We start from the raw sequence: 21,305 nt of genomic DNA, 5'->3' as shown, positions 1-21,305 counted from the left end.
CTTTTGATGCTGCGCAACCAGCTGAGACGCTATCTCATGGGCAAGAACTCCGCCGGCACACATGCCCCCAATAATATAGGGTCCCTCTGGCTGCCTCTGTCGCATGACGCAGATGCAATGGGCGGCCATGTCTTCCAGGCTTGCATGAGCGAGCGGAATGTTCGGAAGTCGCCGCGGCTCAATCCCGAACACTGCAAATTGTGCAGGCAGCCGTCGCGCCACATTCATGTAGAGCAAGGTCTCGCCATCCCCGTCATGGACGAAGAAAACGTTTTGGTATCCCCGAGGGCGAAGTTCGACCAAGGCGTTGGTCGGTACGGCGGCGGATTGAAGGAGCGCGGTGAGCTTGCGCACGGTCGAATGTTCAAGAATAGTGGTCAGGGGCAGCTTGACGCCAAACTCCTGCGCTATAGAGGCAAAGAGGCGCGCGGCTAAAAGCGAGGTTCCGCCGACCGCGACGTAGTCGTCTTCTACACCAAGTCCGTCAACTCCAAGAACCTCTTCCCAGAGCGCAAGCATGCGGCGCTCGCTTGGGTTGACCGGATCCAGAGGCGGGTGGGGCAGATCGCGTACGCGGCTCGATGCTTTCCGCATGGCACGCAGCACATGCTCGCCGGTTATCAGCTCGCGAGATAGTGCCGTATAGCGCTCGGCTAGATCTTGCGGCTTAGCAACTGCGGCAGCTTTCTTAGACTCGGAGTCCCGCGCCTTGATGACGGCATCTGGGTCTTGGCCCGGTCGATGCAGGATCGCTAAGGCGACATCCGTGGGTATGCGATAAAATTGGAACTGATCGTCATCCTCCCTGTACGTCCCTGCAACGCTCTCAGCAAAGGCCCAGGCAGGTTCGTTGCGCGGCGATCGCTTGAACGGTAACGAAACAATTGGGATATTCTTTTCCCGCGCGAGTTCTCCCATAGAGCGGAGAATGGCGTGCTCGACCCCGCGCCCGAGCACGCGACAGCTTAACAGGAATGTATCGATCACGACTTCACCGGCGCGATGTTGATTGATCGCGAGTCCAACCAACCCGTAATCACCGAACCGATCGCGAACCCGCACTCGCTGGACCGATCCGGGAGCCTCCCGCTCAACCGCGCGCAATTCGGCCTCGCTACGCCGGATCGTCGTGAAGTTGAACTGGTTGGTGCGCTGGGTCAGTTGCGCGAGCCGCGCCCATTCCGCTTCGTCAGGCGAGCCAATGTCGACTTCGACCTGAAGCGAAGCGACAAAATCCACGATGTCGACGGCACCTTTTTCGAGCTCACGTCGGGCCGCTTCTTCCTTGTACATGCCAGTCCGACGCTTGTCCTCCTCAGTGACTGCGACCTTGTCGAACGCCCAAAGGCGCGCAAGAAAAGACTCGATCTCTTCGTCAGGCGGCAGCAACAGCGTGAGCACTTGTGGCAGCTCGGCTCGCATCAGTTCACATTCGACCGGATTATCGTCGATGAAAACGAACGCATCCAAGCCGAGATTCAGCGCCTTCGATAATGCTAGGATATTTTCTGGCTTGGATTGCCAGTTGATGCGATGCTCTACGACGTGATCGAGCTTCAAGATCATGTCGTTCCGTCGCTCGAACACTTCAACGACGTCACGCTCGGTGTTCTTGCTGGCAAGACAAATCAGGACGCCCTTGCCTTGCGCCTCCACGGCAAACCGTTGCAGCGCCGCCAAGCAAGCTGGGACCGTTATGCCCTCGACGCCGTCTTCGCCGACGACACCGCGCCAGAGCGTGTTGTCGCAATCGAGCACCAGCACCTTCCGATCAGGCACAAGGAGCGCATGAATCTTGCGGGTTAAGGCGAGCGCGATTGCCGCGAAATGCGTCTCGCTAAACGGGATGTGGGCGAGATCATTGCTGTCGGCATCGTATCGTTCACCGGATGCGACCAAATCAATGTCTCGCGGCGAGAGAACCGAAATGCCGGGCAGCAGGGCCGCCTCTTCCAGCAACTTGCGGCCTGCCCTGCTCAGCGTCTCGGAAAGCTGTTTGGGGGCCTGGGGGGATGTCTCAAGCACGGCGACAATCGTCGGCGTCTTCGAACGGCGTACAAAGCCATTGAGCGCGGAAAGGATTTCCTGATGGGCATCTTGGATCAGAGCCGCAGTAGCCGCCTCATCAACGATGTCGCGGACGAGGTCTTCAAGGCGCAGCAAGACGATGTTGACCCCCCTGTTGAGCGCCAACTTACTGGAGGTGGAAATTAGCTCCTGTAGGACCTGATTATAGGCGGCGAACTCGACCTCGAGCCCCAGTCCGGCCTGGGCTAGCAGGAACTCAAGTGCAGGCTGCAGAGGATCTGCCGTGAAGGTTGCGGCGATCGCGACAGAGCCGCGGGTTTCAACCTGGCCACCAGGCATTTAATTCCTCATTCCGCAATAATCGTGACTGGGCTTTTACACTAAGAAAGGGGACGACTTCATTACAATCTGGTTGTTTGGGCCCGTTCCAGAACAGGCTTTTAAAGATTTGGTAACCGGTGATAAAACGACAACTTGGAGCAAAATAATACCTCTCGTTTTGTCCATCAACCAGTTTCCAAGAATATTTCCGGAATACGCGAAGCGCTTGTTATGAAGGCCCCGAAATGGACCGCCCGCCAACCATGAAATTCGGAGCCGTTGCCATTGGACGCAACGAAGGGGAACGCCTCCAGGCGTGCTTGACCTCGATTTGCGGGGCGACCAAGGTCGTCTATGTAGATTCTGGCTCCACCGACGGCTCGTTAGACGCGGCTAAGCAAGCCGGTGCGGAGATCGTGATTCTCGACACCGCTCTTCCCTTCACAGCCGCCCGGGCGCGAAACGCTGGATTTGAGCGGCTCTGGAAAGACGATCCGAGCCTGGAGTTTGTGCAATTCGTCGACGGCGATTGCGAAGTCGTGAGCTCCTGGCCCCTCCAGGCGCTCGCGTTTCTGGAACAGCATTCCGATGTTGCCGCTGTCGCAGGTCGCCGCCGGGAGCGGTTCCCTTCCCGATCCGTTTTCAATTGGCTGTGCGATATAGAGTGGAGCGGTCCCGCCGGAGAAAGCAAGGCATTCGGCGGCGACGTCATGATCCGAGTAAAGGCCTTTCGGGACGTCGGCGGCTATCGCGACGACATGATTGCAGGCGAGGAACCCGAGCTGTGCGTACGCCTTAGGCAGGCTCGATGGCAGATCTGGCGTCTGGATGCGGAGATGACGCTCCATGACGCGGCCATGACGCGGTTTTCGCAATGGTGGCGGCGGTGTCTTCGCGGCGGTTATGCCTACGCACTCGGCGCAAGCATCCAAGGTAAATCGCCTGATCGTCATAAGGTTATCGAAGCGCGACGAGCATGGGCCTGGGGCTTTTGGCTCCCCCTGACGATCGCGTTCGCCTGCGCGATATTCGGTCCCTGGGCCGCCCTCCTCCTGCTCGCCTATCCGCTTCAGATCGCCCGGATCTCCGTCAAGCGCAAAGAGCCGCTCCTCGACCGCGTGACGATCGCAACCTTCCAGACTCTTGCCAAATTCCCCGAGGCTATTGGCCAGATCATGTTTGCTCGAGACCATTTATTAGGCCAAAACCGCGGTTTGATCGAGTACAAGTGAATTTATGAAGATCGCCTATCTCATTAACCAATATCCGAAGCCCAGCCACACCTTCATTCGCCGTGAGATTCAGGCGCTCGAACGGCTTGGTGTCGAGGTCGTCCGAATTTCCATTCGCGGTTGGAATGATGAATTGGTGGACGCGCAGGACGAAAAGGAACGGCAACGAACTAAGTATGTGCTCAAAGGGGGCGCTCTGGCGCTTACGAGCGCAGTTTTGAACGTTCTTTTCACAAGCCCCGTCCGGCTGATCGAAGCCCTTACGCTCGCCACACGGCTCGCATTCAATCGCTCGGAACGCCCTTTGCCGGTCCACTTGATCTATGTGGCAGAAGCGTGCCAAGTCCTTCTATGGGCCAGGCAATTAGGGGTGCAGCATATCCACGCGCACTTCGGAACGAACTCCGCCGACGTCGCCATGCTCACGCACCTGCTCGGTGGCCCCTCCTGGAGCATGACGGTGCATGGCCCGGCGGAATTCGACCGTAAGCCGCTTCTGAACCTTCCAGAAAAAATCAAGCGCAGCAGCTTTGTAGTTGCGATCAGCTCCTATGGCCGCAGTCAGCTATTCAGGCTGGTCGGACAAGAGCAATGGCACAAGATTCATGTGGTCCATTGCGGTCTGGAACGTGAATTTTATTCGTCCTCCGCGCCCTCGGTACCCGTCGGCCGTCGCATCGTGTGTGTTGGCCGTCTAAGCGAGGCGAAGGGCCAATTGCTGTTGATCAAGGCCGTCAAGCGTCTCCGCGATAACGGCATCGATTTTGAGCTTGTGCTCGCCGGGGATGGCGAGATGCGCCAAGTCATCGAGAAATTGGTTGCTAAATATGACCTCGGCGCCATGGTCCGCCTTACCGGCTGGATCAGCACTGCTGATGTCCGCCAAGAAATCTTGGCTTCCCGCGCACTGGTGCTACCGAGCTTTGCTGAGGGGCTACCGGTGGTCATCATGGAAGCCATGGCTCTGAAGCGGCCTGTGCTTACTACCTATATTGCCGGTATTCCCGAACTCGTCCGTTCGGGTGAGCATGGATGGCTCATACCGGCGGGCGATATCGACGCACTCGGTGACGCTCTGCAGAAGGTACTCGAAACGCCTCTAGACAGTCTGTTCGACATGGGAAACGCCGCTTTCCAACAAGTGCAACGGAATCATGACGTGGATATCGAGGCCGCGAAGCTTCACGCGCTAATTGGGGTTACGATCAAAGCGATCGGCCTATGTCGGCCCGCCCGCTGAAAGCGACGCCGCGGACAACGGCACAAGTGGAATAAGGAACCGCGAATGCCCAACTCATTCGCTACATTTGCACTCTGTACGTGGCCTATCATCGCAATGTGCCTATTTGCCACGCAAAGTTTGACGCGGGCCATTCTCTGGACATTGATGGGCGCCCAGCTTGTCCTGCCAGTCGGGGCCTACTTCAAATTCGAAATGATCCCGCAGTTCGACAAATTCTCCATTCCCAATTTGTGTGTTCTGTTGGGCTGCCTCGTACTTGGCAGACGCCGACTCCGAATTTTTGACAATTTCGGTTTGGCCGAATTACTAATTTCCGGGCTGCTGGTCGGACCAGTCATCACCTCTCTGCTCAACGGAGATCCAGTTCAGATTGGCGCTGAGGTTCGACCAGGAGTAGGGCTCTACGACGCGCTTTCCTTCGCCGAGAACTCTTTTATCTTTATGATTCCGTTTTTTATAGGCCGTCAATACCTAAGCAAGTCCGAAGATATCCGGGATATGATGTTCATCCTGGTCATAGCCGGGTTAGTGTACTCGCTTCCTCTGCTTTACGAGATTCGTATGTCGCCGACGCTCCAGGCTCAGATCTACGGCTTTTCGGCTACGGACTTCGTGATGACCGCTAGGTGGGGAGGATATCGTCCCATGGTTTTCATGGGTCATGGCTTGATTGCTTCGTTCTTCGTAATGACGACCGCCGTTGCCGCAGCCGCTCTTTGGCGCACGAGACTTCGATCCTTTCAGTTCCTCCCACCTGCCGGGCTCACAGCCTATCTTTCCGCCATTCTCGTGCTCTGCAAGAGTTTCGGTGCGTTACTTTACGGGATGGTGCTGGTACCACTTCTGCGCTGGACCAGCCCTCGTGTTCATATGAGAGTTGCGATTGTTCTGGTCTCAATCAGCCTGCTCTACCCGGCGCTGCGCTCGTTCGACTTGTTTCCAACACACGTATTGGCAGAGACGGTGGCGATGATAAGTGAAGAGCGCGCTCTCTCGCTGGAATTTCGCTTTGTCAACGAAGACAAGCTGCTTCGCCACGCTTTTGAACGTCCCCTATTCGGTTGGGGCAGGTACGGCAGAAATCGTGTCTACAGTGAAGAAAACGGACAGGACGCAAGTGTCACTGACGGTATGTGGATCATTACCATCGGACAGTTCGGGATATTGGGTTTTGTTGCACAGTTCGGTCTGCTCGCACTCGGCGTTTTCCGAGCTGCCTCAGCCAGCCGACATCTGCGCGGACCCCTCCAAGACAAAATCTTCTTGAGCGCACTTGCGTTGATCGTCGCGGCGAACCTCATCGAGCTGGTCCCAAATGCCACGCTTTTACCCTGGACCTGGTTGCTTAGCGGCGCTCTCCTGGGTCGTGCCGAGGCCTTGAAGAGACAATTGGCCACAGATCCTGCGCAGATGAAGTTGACGCGAATTGATCCACCGGTAGCCGCTCGCGCATGACCGTTCACGTTCTACAAAGCAGATATGTGTTTCGCGCAAAACGAAACGCTCCGAACGTCAAAGGGATTACCATTGAACCGCATTAAACAAGCAACAATCAATTTGGCATCATGGCTGTTGCCGATGCAGCTCAAGAACTCGCTGTTTCATCTTTCATACCATTTGGCCCCTGCCGAGTTTGAGGCCTTTTCGCACCTCTATTCGTTCGCACCCAACATGAAATTCGGGCTCGAAGCGATGGCCAGACGGGGTTTCACGCCGCGGCACATCATCGATGTCGGCGCGTACCAGGGGCATTGGAGCGCAATGGCAAGATCGATTTGGCCCGATAGCGCAATAACCATGATTGAGCCGAATGCCTCGAAAGAGCCCGCTTGCGCGCGGGTTGCGCATACGATTGGCGCACGCTTGTATGAACGTCTGCTCGGAGCTGCTGAGGGCAAGGAAGTTAAATTCAATGTTATGGCTTCAGGCTCGTCCGTGCTGAGCGAGCGGAGTCCGCTCGCCCGCACTGTCGAAAGACATCGCCTAACGACTCTGGACGTCTTGATCGGCCAAATCCCCGGACCGGCTTTGTTGAAAATCGACGCGCAAGGTTACGAGTTGGAGATCTTGAAGGGCGCGAGCGGGGTATTGAAGGCCGTTGAAGCCATCCTCCTTGAGGTCGCGACGATCGAAATCAACGAAGGCGCTCCGCTCTTGCATGACGTCATCACTCAATTGAAACAACTTGGCTTTGTAACTTATGACATCCTGGAGATTCACCGTCGGCCGCTCGACGGAGCGCTTAATCAAATCGACATCATTTTCATTCGGGAGGGTTCGCCGCTAATTGCCGACAAACGCCATTTCGCGGATGCCACATGCGGATAGGTTATCTCGTTCCGGAATTTCCTGCGCAGACGCACAACTTTTTCTGGGAGGAGCGAAAAGCTCTTCAAGCGCGAGGAATTGAAACCCATCTCATTAGCACGCGGCGCCCGAAGGCGGCGCTAATTTCACACACCTGGGCGCAGTTGGCTCAAAGTCAGACCACCTATCTCGCGGAGGTAAGCGCCCGCGAAGCCCTCGGACTTTTGATCGATCTCGTGAAAATAGGCCCGGCCGGATGGCTAAGAGTCTTTGGAGCCGCCCTGTCCGGCTGCCCTCCACGTCAGATACCCTACAATCTTGCTCTGATCTTGCCGGCCCTAAAGCTGGTGAATTTGATGCGCGATGCCAAACTTTGTCATGTCCATTCGCACTCCTGCGCCGGCGCAGCTTTGATCGCAGCCCTGGCAAATCGGCTCGCCGCTGTTCGATATAGCCTTACTCTTCATGGCGATCTGGAAGACTACGGCACGCAGCAAGAGATCAAATTCCGGTATGCCGATTTTGCCATAGCCATCACGAAGCGACTCCGCCGTCAGATCAGGGAGGTGCTGAAGAAAGATGCGCCAATGCGGATTGGCCTCGCTCCCATGGGCGTTGAAACCGAAGTATTCAAGCGGGAAGGCCCCTACGTTCCCTGGAGCGGCAAGGGATCTCTTCGACTGTTTTCGTGTGGCCGCCTGAACTTCGTAAAAGGTCACCAGGACTTAATAAGCGCCATTGGATTGTTGCGCCGCATGGGGATTGAGGCGGTTCTTGAGATTGCGGGCGAGGACGACTCGGGAGGCGCGGGGTATAGAAAAGTCCTCGAAGCTCAAGTCTCCACCCTTCGTCTGCAAGACGCGGTTCGGTTTCTTGGAGCGGTACCCGTCTCACGTGTCTTGACCGGCCTCGCGTCTTCACATCTTTTCGTACTTGCCTCGCATCACGAACCACTAGGGGTCGCCCTCATGGAGGCCATGAGTTATGGCACACCTGTGATTTCGACCAATCACGGCGGCGTTCCCGAACTCATTGATCACCTTTCCAACGGATATCTTGTCTCGCCGAGAGATGCAGATGCGTTAGCAAACGCGATCAAGTTGGTCGCACTTGATCATGCAATGGCAATGCGGTTTTCTGATGCAGGACGGCGGACGATTGTCGCCCAATTTCGCTCCGATGCGAGCGCGATCGAACTCGAGCGAATGCTCTTGCGAGGAGAAGAACTTAGCCAAGAGAAATAGAAGCCCGGAGCGGTTTGCAATGGGCAGTGCAACTTTTCGCAAAGTCACTGCTATATTGACGACTGTGTCGGTGTTCCAAAGAGCCTCGATCCCTCCCAAAGGCGATGCGCCTGAGACTGCTTCTCCGACCGCGGCTTGCGCCGTCTGCGTGAGCAGTGATTGCCTTTTGAGCCGGCCCACTTCTTAGAGCTGCTGCCTGCATCAAGACAATGCTCTGAGGAAGGGTTCCGCTTTGGCGACCGATTTTAGCCGAGCGCTCTCCACTCTTGGCGGCCGCTCCTAAAGGTAATCCGTCTTCAGAACGGCTTGATTGCGACAATCGCGAGATGTCCTTGCGCGAAAATCAAATTTCCGGATTCTACCGTTGCGCGGCGCGTGGGGAAGATAAAGGTCTTATCAGACCGCGCTGCAATTTGCGCGTAATTGTCGAGCAAAGAATACGGGTACCACCATCCGTCGCCCTCCGAGTAGCCCTGCGTCTTGAACCCGTTCCGGACAAAATTTGCTGCACCAAGAAGACCACACAACTTCAATGCCATACGAAGTCGTCTCGCGAACGCACTACCAAACGCGTAGTTATTGTGGTCACTGATCAAAACCCCCTTCCGGGCAACGCGGAACATTTCAGAAATGATTTTCGGTGGATTGTCAGCGTGATGCATAATCGCAGTGGCTACGACGACATCAATCGAATCATCTTGGTACGGCAGCTGCTCTCCTGAGCCTTGGCGCAAATCGGCGTCAGGTAAATTTTTTTTCGCAATGTCCAGAAGGGCGGCTGAAGGCTCCACGCCGTACAGTGATAGGCTGGGATTTCGCTCACGCAGCCAGCGCAGCGTTCGACCTGTACCAGAGCCAACATCAAGAACAGAGACTACCTCTCCAAACAACGGCCAGCCCAACTCCATTGCCCGCGTATGCTCTGGATTCCTTTCAATGCTGTGCAGGCTGTCGTAAAATTTCGCAGTCGCATCATAGTACTGGACCGCTCTGTTTCTCGCTTCCATGTTCTCGGATCCTTTGTTTATTAAGGCGGCTTCGGCAGCGGAGATCAAACACTCATATTCCGCCTGAACGAGAGCCAGCGCACCTGCGGGCAAGCTCGGCGTCCGATACTCGGCCTTCAAGATACCTGAGTAGCCAATCCGCAATCCTCCGATTCACGCCTGCCGTTCACGCCGCCTCAACGCTTGGTGGAAGACTGATCTTTGCGGGCGCGGCCAAAGGCCATTCGCGCTAGTCCGGCCGACGCCTCTGCCGCCTCGAAGCGGGCTTTGGCATACCTATGCCGGTGAACATGACATAAAACAACACCGCGAGCCAACAAGCTGTGAAGAGTGGACCTAAAAGCGAACTAATCATGCAAAGAACTTTCTGGTTTCAACGGGTGCACCTATAAGCGAATTGCCAAGGGAGTGTTCCGCGCAAGGGTCCACTGAACCGAACAACGCTTACTTCCAGAAGAGACCTCAGGAGGCCTAGAAACCGAAGTCTCCTTTACCCATACGTTTCATTATTTCGATCGCCCGCCGTCGGGCCACCTTCTCCCAGGTGAATTCATGTGCTCGTTCTCTTGCGGCGATACCGCAAAACTCGCGGAGATCCGAGTCGATCGAAAATTTTCTCAAGGCCTCGATCCAGCTGTCTTCAGCGTAAGGCGGAATGACCTGGCCATCTAGTCCGCTTCTTACGATTTCTCCCGCCGCCATCGGTGACACTAGCATTGGTAGGCCATGCGCCATCGCTTCGTATGTCACAAGAGGGCTACCTTCCTCTAGGCTTGGAAAGGCAAATACATCAGCTTCAGCGTAGGCATTACCCACGTCGGAGCTGTATTTGTGCCAAACAACATCTGATCGGTTCAGAATACTGCTGCAAACGTTCTCGATGGCCGGCTCCATGTTGCCGACCAGGACTAGCTTGCCATTGATTCCTGCCTTTTCCCAAGCTCGAAGAAGGAGATGAGTACCCTTGCGTACGCTGAGATGGCCTACGAACAAAAAAACACACGGACTCGAGCTGGCATGCGGCTTCTTTAGAAAACGAGATCGAAAGCGATCAGGCGACCAGCCGTAAGTACTTTGAATGAGCTTCTCGGTCGAAATACCCGCAGCAGCATAGGACTTGAGCACCTCCGGACTGGGACAAAAAACATAATCCACAAAACCAATATCCTCGGTTTCACGAGCTGCAGTTTCGGCGGTGATCGCGTGACAAGGCTCGAGGCCAAGCCGATTGTAAGCCTCGTCCAAAATAGTTCTCGCTGTGGCGGTGTGGCAATTGATCCGCTCGAGGAAGATTGGCTTCGCTTCGCTTGCGACCCTTTTCAGAAACCTTTGTGAGCAGCCCGGAAAAAGATAAACTGCATCGAATTGATCGAGTAATCTAATGAACCGCGTTTCGGACGCGAAAGCAGCCGCAGAGGGTATTTGATAGCAAAACTTTCTTAGAAAGTGAGGTACAGCCTCGATGAAGTGCTGCTCGCGAAGGTAAGGTTCGCAAGTTGGCGTTATCACCGTGACAGCCAGGTCGGGACATGACATTGATGTATTTAGGGATACAAATGTATGGCCAACTCCCGCGTCAGCACAATGGCCTGTGATCAGGGAACCAAGCCGGGCGGTCATATTAAACCTCTTCAGCTCCTCAAGGTCGCAGCCGACGCGAAATCGACTAAGAGACCTTCTTCGTCCCTCTTAAGGCTGCGATGCGCGCCTTGTATCCTCTAGTCCTCGTAGAGACAATATTCTCGTATCCGCTAGGCTTGCGGCTTGGAGGCGAAGGTAAGTGTGGCGAGAACAAGTGCCTCAATCCGGCATCGAGCTGGTGGTCAAAGGGGGCGCTGTGACCTAGGTCGGCCACAGCGCCCATGCAGGTGCTGCATTTTGCTTAGTAGATCCTTTGAAATATTATTGTGCGCAATTGCATCCAACTGCATTTCGGATGAAATTGTTAGCAGCTTGAGCAGTGTATCTCGAGTCCCAACTATCTTTGCTCTGCAGCCGAGCCTGAGCCAAAAAGTGCTCGACCGTACCTGGTCCGCCAATCGACTTATCATAGGCCTCAACAGTCGCGTTTGGATAGGCTGTCGAACCTGCAACGTTGAGCTTATTCGGCAAGTTCGTGTTGGCTCCCGAGATTCCATAGTCAACAACATTCTGAGACGTGTTGGTATTCCAGTTGTAGTAGTAGTTCCCGGTTCCGTTGATGCTCCGGGTAAATGCCTGCGGACTGTATGCAAACGAAGGCTTATAGTATCCGCCGCTTGTCGTGAAGACGTTATTGGGACCGACAGCTTGTGCAGGATGGAAGGTGTCAGGAATACTTTGCCAGATGATAAACTTGTCCTGCTCTGCACCGGTTGCGGCGGATCCTCCCACTACCGCAGCTGTGGTCGGTGCAGCCGTGGTGAGCTGAGTCCGATCAGCTGAAATCGATGCAATCGTCGTCTGCCCTCCCGAGAAGTCATTGGCTTTGCTCGCAACAGCAATGTTCATTCCCGGTACTACCCAGCTGGGAAGCGTGTATCCTGCGGGAAAATAAAAAACGGTGCTGCCGATCGGATACACTGAGCTTCCTCCGCTGTTGACGGTGGGAGCGAAGTTTCCCGATGAACCCAGAACAATTCCCTGTACTCGCGGCATATAGACGACTAGTCGATCACCAGCCCTAACTCCGTCACCCCGTTGGCCAGCGGTAACCGCCGCACTCATCGTGACGGAAGTTGCTGTAAGCGACACAACACTTCCAGTCACGGCTCCGGGATTATCGAGGTCCGCGATCATCTGGTTCATAAAGTTATAGTTTCCGGCCGTCAGGACGCCGTCTAGACTCAAAGTCTTGTTACCAGAGGTAGTAGCCGCGGTTGCGGATCGAACGCCGACCACGATATCGCTGCCCTCAGTAATAACGTTATAGCTGTAAGTCGTTGAGTTGAACTGGATCCCAGGGTCGGTGAGGAAAGCGATCGGATTTCTGATCGACAAATTGTCGTAGATCGCGCCGCCATTCCTGACTTGCGCACCCGTCGCGGCTGCGTTGGCTGTGATATTCCTTGAAAAGGAGATCGAAGGATTGTTGTCGTGAAGATAGAAGTTATGACTGAAGACATTTGCGCCCACGCCCCATATAGACGAATTCCACCCGGCGTGATCCACGAGATTTTCCTCGATCAACACCTGCCCCCCAGTCAATTGGTTGTCGCTTAAGAACATTCCATTACCGCCGCTACCCAGAACGTAAGCATCAAGAAAAAGATTCCGCCTGATTCTGAGATTAACACCGGCAATAGGCCCCGTGGTCGAAGTGATCATGTTCACAATAGTCAAAGAACCGAAGTTCAACTTGCAGTCTTCAACGATCAAGAAGTTGGTCGTGCCGACCAAAGACAAGCTGGATTGGGTCAGCCGTTTATTGAACTGAATTGGAATCTGAGACGACGTGAATTGCGGGTTGCCATTCAGTGTGACCGAATTCGAACTGACCGATTGCACCGTCAAGCCATTAATGCCCGATCCGTACGCGATATAGCCCGGCAAAATTCCAGTTGTTGAGGCCATGTTGGTCAGGGTGGGGCTAGCAGCACTGACGTCTGCCTTACCCGTAACTCCAAGATAGCTTGAAGAAGCAGGATCAATTGCATCATTGTAGCACTCAATGCCGACGATAGCCATGAATTGGCCTCGCGTTGCTGTCGTACTATAGCAACTCGTGTCGACACCGTTGGTCCTGAATAAGGGACGTGCGCCCGTCCCGTAGCTAGAGATCAACATCGGTTCGGCAGCAGATCGTCCGCCGGTTCTATTCCAAGCACCGCTGGATGGTCCATTCATTCCGCCGTTCCAGCTATCGCCCTTCTTCAGCAGCATCCAGTCGGGGCTGCCATTACGCAGGAGCGTTTGGGCTTTAGCCGGCGTTGCGCACGGGTAGGCTGGGGTAGCAGTGACCGGCAGCGGCTGCGCTTTGCATGTGGAATCGTTACCCGCATTGGCAACATAAACCACGCATGTGCCAGTGTAGGTTGACGTAGCGTCACCACATGTACCCGTCCCCGGCGTACCATTAAAGACGGTCCATCCGTCGGAAGCTACGCACCACGTATTTGTTGAGCTGCTGCATGTTGACGTTGTGGTACTGCTACTCGTGCTCGTCTTGCCGTTAAGAGCTGAGCGCGGAGAAGTGGCCATGGACGACTGCACAAGGCCCAGTGCGGCGACGCAGGCCCCAACGTAGCTAACAGAGAATCTTTTCATGTCTTACTCGTTCCTTAACTAAGGTGCTAAGCGCGACGGAACCTGTACGTCGATCGATAGGTTCCACGAGTTGACGTGGCGTAAATTCTCTGGCCGGCCCACCGCCCGCAATGGCAATCCAAGTCAAACAGTGACTTTCGCCTTAATTTGTCACGACGAATGCAAGCAGTTAATGGTGCCTGAACTGCGCCCATACAGTGCGCGTGATACTGTCCTGCCGTCTTCGCAAGAACCTGAGTCATCAATCGCAAGAGCCGAGAGTTCGTCTCCATCCCTCCCGACCGTGTCCGCACCCCTCTTTAAAAGAGCGAACAATCTTTAATCCGCGTCTCGCAGGTCGAGATCAGTGACGGCAAACAGAAAACCTCTCTCGGCCTCAATTAGGTAAGACCTGTACCTTGGCGACAAAAGTGATCCCACTATCCGCCAGACAGGTAGGGCCTCTGTTCGTATATCTTCGATCACTATCCACCCGCGAGGCGCGAGACGTTTCAGCCCAAACAAAAGAACAGCTATATTCGCGTTCGGGGAGTGAAGCCCATCATCGACGATCAGGTCAAATTGAACGTCAAGCTGAGCCAATTCGGAAAAACTTTCCAGATTGGTCTGATCTACATAAAAAGTCCGAATACGGTCTTCCTGAAATAGGATTCGCTTATCGACGTCCGCGCCGAAAATATTTGCGTTCGGTAGATATTCGCGAAAGGCTCTCAGGGAAGCTCCAGGCCTTCCATCCTGGCCCATGTTCGACACCACGTCGAGATTGTTAGTCCCAAGACCGATCTCTAGGAAATTCCTGACTGACGACGGCCGCCGAAACAAGGACCCGTAAACAAAGTGATAGTTGTGGAAGGTCGCCTTATCGCTACCGTTCTCGAAGAAAAGACGCTGTAAATGGACAGCCCCCTGTTGACCATCGAAAAGCTCGCAGAACTCCGATGCCGTTAGCTCCTGAGTTTGCTGACCTGCATAGTCCCTCGTCAATTGAGCCAACAACGGCAGCGTTTGTGAAGCCGACTGCAAAGCCAATGCAATCCTGGCCTGAGGATCACCAGCTCCGTAGGGCGCAAACAATCGTAGATGCTCGTAGATGCTCGCATCGTAGCCATGCACACCGAAATGAACCCGCCGCTTAAGATCTCGCAGAGAGCGTGCGAATGTTGGGTACTTTGTTAGCGCTATCTTAAGCTCGTTAACTAGTTCCATCTGAATATCGCCAATCAGTTTTTTGCCACGTGTTAGAGAACCGCCCTTTGGGCAGATAGACTACGTCAAACAAAATCCTCCTTAAGCACGTCGATGCGCCCTCGACGCTGTGTGACGTCTATAAACCTTAATCCATGAAGCCTACGCCCGGCCATTTGCAGCTACCACGAGCTTCCATACGGGATTATCGGTGTCCGGCGTGTTTGCATTAGCCCCAAGGGGCCAAAAACGCACACCGGCCCACGTACCAGCGTTGCTCGATCGTCCATCCGCCACGAATTTCGCGGGGAACTCACCTCCAATTCGCCAGAACGCTTCGTAACTTTCGGCATAGACTCTTGCGACTTCTTCACTATGGCCATAGTTGAAGACGAATTGCCCGAACCGCTCGTTGCCACCATATACAAGTTGACGAGGGTTCCCTAGCAGACCGGCGCCCTCCCCGGCCAGCCCGCACCCTCCCTCATATTGGCGGAGCGTCAGCCCGTACGCCGACGCGATCGAGAATTGCAGGGGCCAATAAATCTTTTCCAACGACGCCACGCTGTCCTGAGCCGTAAGTAAAGTGTCGCAAGAGCCAGTTTGCATAGCCAGAGCGACCTGCTCGTTGAAATAGCGATGCCGATCGGGAAACGCACCTGGCTCCTGCTCGTGCCTTTCGGCGCTCGCGTCCATCAGTTCGAACAACTCTGCGGCCACCACATAATTGCGCGGCTCAACCTTTCTGAATTCTACGAGATCGCTGCCGACGAGCTTAACGGTCGACACCAGCATATATGTGCCTGCTGTTGCGCCACGATCGACCTTGACGCTCGAGCCCTCAACGATGGCCGAAGGACGATCAAAATAACTTACCCGCTCGAGCCGCCAACTCTCATTCTCAGCCCCTGGTTCGGCAACGCGATAAATCCCGTTCTGCTCCGCCCTACGTTGACCGTTCACTAGGATGACATCGCCCTTAGATACTTCGCCGCCTTCAAGGAGCAGACGACCAGGCAGCGTCGCTTCTAGCGAGGCAACCGCCTCTGTTGCATATACTGGAAACTGGGGAAGCGGCATGAATGTAGCACGGCTACACGGAGCTAGATAACTTCCCATTGCCACAGTGGAGACATGAGCAAGCTCGAACGTATCCTTCGTGGAATTCGCGATGATGAAGTACCGATCATTTAGTTGCGTCGGTCCATCGGTTACAAAGAGCTTGATCTTCTGACCATCCTTGTACCCGTGCCCCTTCGCCGTGCAGACTGCGGGTGACGCGCACGTGATGCTCTCGATTTGCGGCCCAGGAACACTGAAGCCGAAATAGCCTGTCACATAAAGGCTCTTAAATAGGTCCGAAACCCTCAACGAGCGTGCCGGGCGGAGGCCCCTCTTGCGCCAATGATTGACGCCGGCGAGCGCTTTCAGCGTCTTGTTTATATCGACGGTTTGCGTCGCCAAGGCCCCGCGCCATCGAGTCTGATCGCGATAAATGTTGCGAATAATATTCATGCATTCTGCAGAACGATAGCCATACCATTTGGCGAATCCCCAAAAGTCGTCGGGCCATATTTTTAGGCCCTCGTTCTTACAATAATGAAATTGATCGAAACCCGGATTCCAGCACTCGTTGCTGAGTTCGTATGTCACCTCGACATCAGTGTTGTCACGAAAATATTTGGCGAACCTTGTGACGAACTCGTCACTGGCACGTACGGGAATGCAGACGTGAATGTTACAACGCGTTTGGTTCGCTAGCTCGCAGATCAATTGTGGATGCAAACTGCCCTTCGGGCCGAACTCACCATTTTTTTCACGTGAGACGAACTGCTGGGCCCACGCAAAATAGTTCTCGTCCGCGAGTTGGGAGAAGTCACGTATCGTTTCGTCGTTGGTAGGCATCCAACCCATGAAACGCAGCGTTCCAAACTGGCTGATCTCCGCAAGCCAATCCGGGTTGAATTTCTCGCCTCGAATGACATTGGCTCCATATCTCCTCTGAAAGATACGGATATTACGTGGCGGATCATACCTATCCAAAAGTGTCAGGGTAAGCGAAACTCTGTCAGGGTCAGCCCCTGTGCTGAAGTCGATGTGGTTCGATCCCACGAACTGCTGGCCACCGCCATTGATAAACTCGATGCCGCCTCGCCCTTTTCCCTCCCAGATCGCCGTCCATTCTTCTCCTTGATAATTGCAGCCAGCGCTCACCTGCATGCCATTTGCCGATTTGTAAAAAACGCGAGAGATCGACAACAAATCCGAAGGCGCTGGAGAAACAATTTCCCCGGTCTCTTCCTCGAGATAGCCACCGCGATCCCAGATCTCCTTGCCTGAAATACGACGGCCCGACCATAGCTCAAGGGTGGGCGTGGATGCAGTCTTCCACCAATTCAGGAATGGACTGAAGCCGTTGAAATACACCGGACTAGTCAACCCAAGGAGAAGTCGTCCACCTTGACCCCGCTCAGCGTTAGCAGGCGTGGGCTTCAATAAAGCGATGCTCGCTGCGCTCGGAACGCTCGCAAGAAAACCGCGGCGTGAAAGCATGGTGATATCCGCAGAGTTGTCATTCAGCCCTGACGAGAAAGGCGAACCGCTCCAAGATCCAACGGCCGGTATTCAATTGGGCTAGCCCAGGATAGCATTATAGATCGTTAGAATCTGCTTTGCTTTAGCATTCCACGTGAGCTCCTCTGCCACTTTCCTTCGTGCCGCATGAGCATAGAAATCGAGTACCTCAGGTGTAGCAACCACGGTGCCGAGCGCGGCACGAATGCCGTCGACCAAGCTCTTTCGATTAGAGAAGGGCACGCGGATGCCGCAGGAATCATCAACAAGTTCCGCAGGACCTCCATAATCCGCAACGATCGGCGTCACGCCTTGCGCCATCGCCTCCACGACCACGCCGCCGCCGAATTCACGAATGCTCGGCAGCACCAGGATATCAGAATTCTGAAGTATCTTCTGGGCGTCCAAATGGTCCAACCAGCCATGAAGCTCTACACCAGCCTCGATACCGCGGGCCCGAACCAGGTCTTCCAGTGCGCGCCGTTGTGGACCATCGCCGACGATATGTACCTTCAATTGATTTGCAGCGACAAACGTTGCGGCCGCTTCAATCAGAATATCCGCTCCCTTATAGGGAACGAGACGCCCTACGAATGTGGCAACGAGCGGCTTCTCTCGAGCTCTTCGAGGCAGCGCAGCATCAACCAAATCGCTGTCTACCGCGTTTTCGGGGATATAGACGCACTTGCGCTGAGCCCAATTCGGCATCTCTGAATGGGTATGGTGGGAGCCGACGATAATCGCCGAACTGTATCGTCTTGTTGCGTCATAACCGGGAAGGCACTTGTACAATTGTCTGAGATGCGAAAGCCACTCGCGCTCCGCATATTGTACATCGCGAAAGTTTTTCGGCCATGGAAGCCCACCATTGAGCGGGCCAAGCACAAACGGGACATTTATCTTGTTTAAACGCTTCGCCAAAATACTTGGGCTCGTCGGACTCAGCGGTGTAACCCGATGAACAAGGTCAAATTCGCCGGCCTTCAACCGAGGCGAGAACTGGCGCCACACCTCGAACTCAAACGCATAATAGGCGAAGGCGGCGACAGCTGTGCGTGTCGTCCACCCCTTTCCCTTTTGTCCGCCCAAGAGCTCGGCGAGCCTTAAGAATCGCCGAGCGAATGCCTCATTATCAATCGCCGTGAAGTCGCGCCACTCAACGAGTCCTTGTCGGAGCACCGCAGCGCGGTTGCGTAAATTGGTGACAAGATGGACATCAGCCACTTTCGAAAGAGCATGGGAAAGTTTCCACCCAACCAAGGGAACGCTTGCCCATTCGGGATTTGCGGATTCTGCAATCACCAACACCCGATGCTTTTTCGGTTCCACTAAAACCTCACATACAATAGATCGAGTCGAACCTCACCCTTAAGATCTGGCAACTAGCCGTGGACGAGGTGACTCACAGTCACTGCAACCGCGTTTGCGCCATGACCGGCCAACCATCCCGCAATCAAGACGGGTATCATCAGGATCTCGAGACGCAGATCGAGCAAGCCGAGACGCCGGTTATAATAGAGCATATAGAGTGTAGACGGTAGCATATGTAGGCCGATGCCAAGGATAGCACCCTGTGTACCCAGCATAGAAAAGCCGATCGCCAAAAAAGCAAAAAGCGATATCGAGCGAATTATGGCAACGGCCGTGAGGTATTGCGGGCGCCCCAACGCCATGTAGGCACTGCCGGCGATATTGTATCTTGCGAAAACTAATCCAAGCGCCAGCAATTGTAGCATCCAACCGGCGTCCGCATATCTCGGGTCGTAAATAAGCCGAACTATCGCTTCTCCGGATGCAAACAGAAATCCGGCTATAAACATTAGGAGCGAGTCCGATAACCACCGCATTCGCGATAGGAGGCTCGCGAAACGGCCAGGTTGTGAGCGATTGACCTCGCTCAGCGTCGGCATCGCGACGCTGCTGAACACCTTACTCGCAAGCGCGTCCGGAACGCTCACCAAGTTATTTGCGATCGAATACAGACCGAGCTCCGCCGGGCTCAACAAGGCAGAGAGAAACATCCGATCACCGTTAAGGATGGTCGCACTTACAGCCGACGAGAAAAAGATCCACCTTCCGAAATGGCTAAGCTCACGCAGAGCAGCTTTGTCCCAGGCGAAACCGTCTTTCGGGCCGCGCAACCAGATATGACCTAGAAAGACGCTCAATAACGCGGCTAAAAGGAGTCCTGCAATATAAGACCAAACAGACCGTGTTAAGATCCCAAGACCGACAACGAAAAGTTGGCTCGCCACAAATGACAGGAGATCGATCACGGTAAGTCGACCCAGGCTTAAGTCGCGAGTAGCAACGTAAGTCTTCATAGACGTGAAGCCCAGAATGACGGACGAGAGGGACGTCACGACGAGCAATTCGGGGAGTAAAGGTTGCGCATAAACTGATTCTGGCGGCAAAAGCTCAAGTCGCCGCGCTATCAAAAGTACGGCGGCGACTAATATGCAAAGGCCCCACACGAAGATGCCTCGTAGCACCTGGATAGCGAACGCTGTGTGCAGAAATTGCGCGTTGCCAGCATTTGGGCTCTGCACCACTGCTTGGCGTAGTCCTATGTCGGTGAGGACGGCCAGCAATGTGTTCAGCGCCAAGAGAATTGCCAGCAACCCGAATACCTCGGGTGAAAAGATCCGCGTGAGAATGATGCTGGAAGCCAGCCTCAGAACCAAGGTGGCGAAATGACCTGCGAGTGTCCAACTGCCGGCGCGGAACACTCGTTTTTTCAGAGGCTGGACCGATTTAAGCTCAGCGCCGAATTCGATTTCGTTTGAAGCGACCATTAAATCCGCTCACCTGGCGCCGTACTATCTAAGCCTGGCAACTAACCACTTGCGCTTGCAGCTCGATTCCGAATCCGTGTCAGCGGTATCACATGATTGCTGCAAAAGTCCTCGCACACTTGCGGTTCGGTTAGCCCACTTCCCGCCGCTTCTACAAGGTTAATTCGCTTCTTAACATTGTTTCATGATAACTGACCAGAAAAGACTGTTAAGGGGTATGTCTAAGCCTTGATCGGAAAGTCGGTCCGAATGCCAGGGATTCAAGGGTTTCTCAAAAACGTTGGTTCGGCGGCTGCACGCCCGAAAGATTGGTGGCTTGCCCGGCAGAGCATTACGAAGCACGGCGCAATACAGCACGTGGACGAACTCGCACGTTTTTCCTCCATGGTCCGCCAGATTCAGCCGCTGCGCGTTCTAGAAATCGGGACTGCGCAAGGTGGTGTTTTTTGGCTCCTTTGCCAAATAAGCAGTCCGGAAGCACATCTGATCTCGCTCGACCTCCCCCCTGAGGAACGCTATTCCGGTGGAAAGAAGGTCGATGTCGACCTGGAGCGGTTGAAGCAAACAGGCCAAACGGTACATGCCGTGACTGGAAGCTCTCATGATCCAGCAAATTTGACCCGCGTGAAAACCATTCTAGGCGAGAGCGCTCTCGACATTCTCTTTATCGACGGCGACCACACTTACGAGGGCGTCCGCCAGGACTACGAGATGTATCACTCGCTTGTACGCCGCGGTGGTCTCATTGCATTTCATGACATCATCCATACAAAATTTGAAAATTGCCAAGTAGACCGGTTTTGGGGCGAACTCGCGGATAACGCCAATATTCGGACGACCGAACTGATTGGCCGCACCAAATCGCATTTTGGCGGGATTGGGGTAATCGCCGTATAGTCCCTAAGCCGTTAATTTTCTTGACATGTTCCGGTTCCGACAAGTCGACCCCGGTTGCTCTTTAGGAATTAAGATGGCATCTTAAATTAAATATCGATGTCGCCATCCAAGCTGCAGGCAGCGGAGCGATAGTAGGTATTCTAATTGCACGGTTCTGCATAGAAACATGTCACAGATGGCGGCGGACACAACCTTCCCCACGATTGCCGGTATTCTCAGGAGTAATC

General features: G+C 54.5%; 14 protein-coding genes. 6 read left to right on the top strand and 8 right to left on the bottom strand.

Annotation, left to right across the window (positions count from 1 at the left end; translation table 11 throughout):
* The coding region (locus IF809_RS34780) for an HAD-IIIC family phosphatase (protein ID WP_462839815.1) at positions 1-2,367 on the bottom strand (2,367 nt) is incomplete at its 3' end.
* A gap of 245 nt (positions 2,368-2,612) precedes the next feature.
* On the opposite strand from IF809_RS34780, the gene IF809_RS34775 reads away from it, so the two are divergent.
* From IF809_RS34775 to epsE, 5 genes are all read left to right on the top strand, one after another.
* Positions 2,613-3,581, top strand: coding sequence for a glycosyltransferase family 2 protein (locus IF809_RS34775; protein WP_462839814.1), 969 nt, complete (start codon positions 2,613-2,615; stop codon positions 3,579-3,581).
* 4 nt (positions 3,582-3,585) lie between these two features.
* Positions 3,586-4,821: a glycosyltransferase gene (locus IF809_RS34770; protein ID WP_462839813.1), complete on the top strand. Its 1,236-nt coding sequence runs from the start codon at positions 3,586-3,588 to the stop codon at positions 4,819-4,821.
* Between the two features lie 45 nt (positions 4,822-4,866).
* Entirely contained in the window at positions 4,867-6,279 is a 1,413-nt protein-coding gene (locus IF809_RS34765) for a hypothetical protein (protein WP_462839812.1), read from the top strand.
* A gap of 72 nt (positions 6,280-6,351) precedes the next feature.
* Positions 6,352-7,152: an FkbM family methyltransferase gene (locus IF809_RS34760; RefSeq protein ID WP_462839811.1), complete on the top strand. Its 801-nt coding sequence runs from the start codon at positions 6,352-6,354 to the stop codon at positions 7,150-7,152.
* Complete coding sequence (epsE, locus tag IF809_RS34755; RefSeq protein WP_462839810.1) at positions 7,143-8,375, top strand: exopolysaccharide biosynthesis GT4 family glycosyltransferase EpsE; 1,233 nt, start codon at positions 7,143-7,145, stop codon at positions 8,373-8,375. Before IF809_RS34760 ends, epsE begins: the two co-directional genes overlap by 10 nt.
* 296 nt (positions 8,376-8,671) lie before the next feature.
* Here the strand turns inward: epsE and IF809_RS34750 are convergent, their stop codons facing one another.
* The 7 genes from IF809_RS34750 to IF809_RS34720 all read right to left on the bottom strand — a co-directional run bounded on the left by IF809_RS34750 (position 8,672) and on the right by IF809_RS34720 (position 20,181).
* Complete coding sequence (locus IF809_RS34750) at positions 8,672-9,526, bottom strand: class I SAM-dependent methyltransferase (RefSeq protein WP_462839809.1); 855 nt, start codon at positions 9,524-9,526, stop codon at positions 8,672-8,674.
* Positions 9,527-9,853: 327 nt separating this feature from the next.
* Positions 9,854-11,002, bottom strand: a complete 1,149-nt coding sequence (locus IF809_RS34745; RefSeq protein ID WP_462839808.1) for a glycosyltransferase family 4 protein — start codon at positions 11,000-11,002, stop codon at positions 9,854-9,856.
* Positions 11,003-11,284: 282 nt separating this feature from the next.
* Positions 11,285-13,048 (bottom strand): hypothetical protein, encoded by a 1,764-nt coding sequence (locus tag IF809_RS34740; protein ID WP_462839807.1) that lies wholly within the window; start codon positions 13,046-13,048, stop codon positions 11,285-11,287.
* Between the two features lie 897 nt (positions 13,049-13,945).
* Positions 13,946-14,833: a class I SAM-dependent methyltransferase gene (locus IF809_RS34735; RefSeq protein WP_462839806.1), complete on the bottom strand. Its 888-nt coding sequence runs from the start codon at positions 14,831-14,833 to the stop codon at positions 13,946-13,948.
* A gap of 141 nt (positions 14,834-14,974) precedes the next feature.
* Complete coding sequence (locus IF809_RS34730; RefSeq protein WP_462839805.1) at positions 14,975-17,365, bottom strand: hypothetical protein; 2,391 nt, start codon at positions 17,363-17,365, stop codon at positions 14,975-14,977.
* A gap of 81 nt (positions 17,366-17,446) precedes the next feature.
* Positions 17,447-18,715 (bottom strand): glycosyltransferase family 4 protein, encoded by a 1,269-nt coding sequence (locus IF809_RS34725; protein ID WP_462839804.1) that lies wholly within the window; start codon positions 18,713-18,715, stop codon positions 17,447-17,449.
* A 53-nt stretch (positions 18,716-18,768) separates the two neighbouring features.
* Complete coding sequence (locus IF809_RS34720) at positions 18,769-20,181, bottom strand: oligosaccharide flippase family protein (protein WP_462839803.1); 1,413 nt, start codon at positions 20,179-20,181, stop codon at positions 18,769-18,771.
* A 249-nt stretch (positions 20,182-20,430) separates the two neighbouring features.
* Between IF809_RS34720 and IF809_RS34715 the strand changes: the two genes are divergently transcribed.
* Positions 20,431-21,078 (top strand): class I SAM-dependent methyltransferase, encoded by a 648-nt coding sequence (locus IF809_RS34715; protein ID WP_462839802.1) that lies wholly within the window; start codon positions 20,431-20,433, stop codon positions 21,076-21,078.
* Positions 21,079-21,305 lie beyond the last annotated feature (227 nt).

It is taken from the genome of Bradyrhizobium sp. UFLA06-24 (assembly GCF_054967145.1).
The sequence above is the reverse complement of the archived record's forward strand: the minus strand, read 5'-3'. Positions and strand labels throughout refer to the sequence as shown.